Annotated in this window: 2 protein-coding genes and 1 rRNA gene; 2 read left to right on the top strand and 1 reads right to left on the bottom strand. The window is 59.4% G+C overall.

Annotated elements, in window-relative coordinates; all coding sequences use genetic code 11:
• The first annotated feature begins 297 nt into the window (after positions 1 to 297).
• On the top strand, positions 298 to 1,686 hold the full coding sequence (locus ACIQ2A_RS25780) for an amidohydrolase family protein (RefSeq protein WP_398484903.1): 1,389 nt from the start codon (positions 298 to 300) through the stop codon (positions 1,684 to 1,686).
• A 34-nt stretch (positions 1,687 to 1,720) separates the two neighbouring features.
• On the opposite strand, the gene ACIQ2A_RS25785 is transcribed toward ACIQ2A_RS25780, so the two are convergent.
• Positions 1,721 to 2,020 (bottom strand): hypothetical protein, encoded by a 300-nt coding sequence (locus ACIQ2A_RS25785; protein ID WP_398484905.1) that lies wholly within the window; start codon positions 2,018 to 2,020, stop codon positions 1,721 to 1,723.
• Between the two features lie 747 nt (positions 2,021 to 2,767).
• On the opposite strand from ACIQ2A_RS25785, the gene ACIQ2A_RS25790 reads away from it, so the two are divergent.
• A 16S ribosomal RNA gene (locus ACIQ2A_RS25790) occupies positions 2,768 to 3,147 on the top strand; the annotation flags it as partial.

Genomic DNA, 3,147 nt, shown 5'->3' on the forward strand with positions numbered 1-3,147 from the left:
CCAGCTCATGGTTCGAGACGCGCGCAAAAAGCGCGCTCCTCACCAGGAGGGACGGAGGTTGGGGTTCCTCAGGATGAGGAACTGAGTGTGCCGATCCCTGATACGCTCCTTACCAGGAGGGGTGGAGTGTCGTTGCTTCAAGCGCACGTCGCAGCGCCGGTGCGCCGGCAACCTCTCGTGTTGCGACGAAACGTCGTTGCAGATTACGCCTCTTCGCGGATCGTCCTGTTGCATCCCGACGTTAGTGATCGTCACGCGCATCTGTTCGCGCGACATCACTTCCGACCGGAGCCGGCCTTGGCGATCTCTCGACGCGACCTTCTGCTTGGCGGCTCTGCCGCTGTGATCTCCGGCGCCTGTCCAGCGAGGGCGCGCGCGCAAACGTCAGCACAGAACGAGCAGGTGTTGACCGGCGGCTATGTGCTCTCGCTCGATCCCGTCATCGGTGATCTTTCGAAGGGCGATGTGCATATCCGCAATGGTGCGATTGTCGCTGTTGCGCCGTCGATTGCAGCACCCGGCGTGCCACGTCGCGACATGAGCGGCCGCGTGATCATGCCCGGCTTCGTCGATACCCATTGGCATATGTGGAATTCCATTGCGCGCGGGTTCGGCCATACGCGGCTCGGCCCGTTTGCAAAATCCATGGGCGCGCTGTCGCGGGTGTGGACGCCCGAAGCCAGCGCGCTCAGCGTGCGGCTCGCTTGCGCCGAGGCCGTGCAAAGCGGAATCACCACGGTCCATAACTGGGCGCACAATATCAAGGCGCGCGACTTCGCCGATGCCGAACTCGAGGCACAGAAGGCCAGCGGCCTGCGCGGCCGCTTTTCGTATGGCTATCCGCAATCGATCGGCAAAGGCGTGCTGATGGATCTCGATGGCGTCGAGATCATGAAGGCCGATGAATTCGGCCTCAACCATCGAAGCCTGGTGTCTCTCGGCATCTGCGCGCGGGGCCCCGATCGCTGCGAGCCCGCGGTGTGGCGCGGCGAATGGGCGGCGGCACGCGAATTCAAGCTGCCGATCACTGCGCATATCGCATCGGATCGCGCCGCTGGCGGCATGGCCGGCATCTCGATCCTGAATCGTGAAGGACTGCTCGGCCCGGACGTGCTGCTGGTCCATGCGACCCATGCAAGCCCGTCGGATCTGCGCCTGCTCGCCGAGACGAAATCACCGCTGTCGATCAGTCCGTGGACCGAGCTCGAAGTCGGCTATGGCGTGCCGCCGCTGGCGCAGATGATGGATGCGCGTGTGCCCATGAGTCTGTCGGTCGACAATATGGTGCTGGCCGGCAATGCCGACATGTTCGGCGTCATGCGGGTGACTGCCGATCTCGCTGCCGGCATGGCCGAGAAGCAGGGCGCGTTGTCGGATCGAACGGTGTTGCAATGGGCCACCATGGGTGGTGCCGATGCGCTCGGTCTCGGCAAGCTTGTCGGCAGTCTCGCCGTCGGCAAGCGCGCCGACATCATCGCTGTGCGATCGGACGCGCTCAACACCAGCCCTGTGAAGAACGTGGATTTCCTGCTCACCCATGGCGCGCGCCCCAATGATGTCGATTTCGTCATGATCGACGGCGTGGTGCACAAGGAGAATGGTCGTCACACCCGCATCGATGTGCCCGCATTGCTCGCGCAATCCAGCGACATGATCCGGCGATTGCGCGTCCAGGCGGATATCTGATGCAGTTCGATCGTGTGCCGCGGCGTGCATCGTCTCATCGCATATTGCTGCGGAAAGAATTGAAGGTCGCGTCGAAGTTCGAAGCCGTCACGACAAGCGCGCTTTCACATTTTCCGCCGAGACACCCGATCGCGTCGAAAAATATTTCGACGCATTTGCTGCCATCATGCGCGACGACTGACGTGTCATCACAGGCTGCGAGCTCGTTCGCGTGAGCTCTCAGCATCGCAATGCGATAAAGAAAATCACCGCGGCGCAAAAAAAGTTTGCGCGCCTGCTCGCAAAACGCAGCAATTTCCACACAGCGAACATGGTGGAAACCGCTGCGCTGCAAGCGAATCTCGCGACGGATCGCGCATGAATCTGGTGCGACAAGTTTCTGACGATTCAGCGTTGACAGTTTCAGGAGCCAGCCCCTATAAGACGGCCACTGAGCGCGGCGGCGCCGGGGCCCAACGGCCCGGGACGCAAACCACTCGGTAAGCTCCTTCACTTCGAAGTGTGCATCAACAATCGATCAGTTGTCGGTTGTTGATTTTGCGTCGAGGGTAAGGTGTGGGGCTTCTAGGAATAGAAGCGTCACGGTCTCCTTCTTCAGAAGGACTCATCGCTCCGCCGAAATGACGGGCTGATGAAAATTCTGAAAAAAGAGGTTGCTTCCTTCTTCGGGAGGGTCTACTGGTTCGCTCCCTTCGGGGCGCAGGCATCCACGAGATGCCGACCTGTTAGGTCTCATTCTGAAGCGATCTTCCCCGGAAGATCAAAGATCGAGATTTTCTCCTCGCCAGAGGAGGTGACGCTTTCGCGTCGGGCTGTTTGACAAGTTGAGAAGAAGAAAGAGAAACGTGGACGGCGGAGTCCTTGCGGGTCTCGGTTCGGACGCATTCGGCGCAAGCTGGTGTTGACGGATTGAGGCCGGACGAAAGACTTCGGCGGCACTACGTTTTTTACAAGGAAACACCATCGCTGTTTTTGCGCTGTGAAGCGCGGACGGCATGTTGGTTGGACTTCGGTCTGATCGACGTAGAATGGTGGGATCCTCGTCAAACGTTGTGATTATGCCGGTTTAAAGTTTCAAGTCCAACTTGAGAGTTTGATCCTGGCTCAGAGCGAACGCTGGCGGCAGGCTTAACACATGCAAGTCGAACGGGCACTTCGGTGTCAGTGGCAGACGGGTGAGTAACACGTGGGAACGTACCTTTTGGTTCGGAACAACACAGGGAAACTTGTGCTAATACCGGATAAGCCCTTACGGGGAAAGATTTATCGCCAAAAGATCGGCCCGCGTCTGATTAGCTAGTTGGTAGGGTAACGGCCTACCAAGGCGACGATCAGTAGCTGGTCTGAGAGGATGATCAGCCACATTGGGACTGAGACACGGCCCAAACTCCTACGGGAGGCAGCAGTGGGGAATATTGGACAATGGGCGCAAGCCTGATCCAGCCATGCCGCGTGAGTGAT

Origin of the sequence: Tardiphaga sp. (assembly GCF_044336785.1) — a bacterium.
Classification (GTDB): Bacteria; Pseudomonadota; Alphaproteobacteria; order Rhizobiales; family Xanthobacteraceae; genus Tardiphaga.